The organism is Seohaeicola saemankumensis (assembly GCF_021021435.1).
GTDB lineage: Bacteria > Pseudomonadota > Alphaproteobacteria > Rhodobacterales > Rhodobacteraceae > Seohaeicola.
In genome coordinates this window covers 1-372 of sequence record NZ_JAINWI010000068.1, presented here as the reverse complement: position 1 = coordinate 372, position 372 = coordinate 1, and the positions used below count along the sequence as shown (strand labels likewise).

Below are 372 nucleotides of genomic sequence, written 5' to 3'. Positions count from 1 at the left end.
ACGGATGGTCGATTTATGCGCATCCGCTCTTTCTGGACCAGCTCGAAGGGCTGACCCTGGAGGTCGAGGCGCGTAAGGCACGCGATCCCAAGACCTGGCGCAAGAAAAATTCCACGAAACGGCTGGCCGCCATCTTCAAGCTGGTGACCGAGGCCATACCGGCAGATCCGGGTGCCGCAGCCTTCCGGCAAGGCGGCACACTCGGCGACCACCGCAAGCACTGGTTCCGGGCGAAATTCTTCCAGCAGTATCGGTTGTTCTACCGCTTCAACAGCGATGCGAAGGTCATCGTGGTGGCATGGGTGAATGACGACAAGACCCTGCGCGCCTACGGCAGCAAGACGGATGCCTATGCGACGTTCAAAGGGATGC

At 60.2% G+C, this 372-nt stretch carries 1 protein-coding gene; it reads left to right on the top strand.

Annotated elements, in window-relative coordinates; all coding sequences use genetic code 11:
• Positions 1-372 (top strand): type II toxin-antitoxin system YhaV family toxin (locus K7H22_RS19990; RefSeq protein WP_230802560.1); only part of this gene is annotated, 372 nt, incomplete at both ends.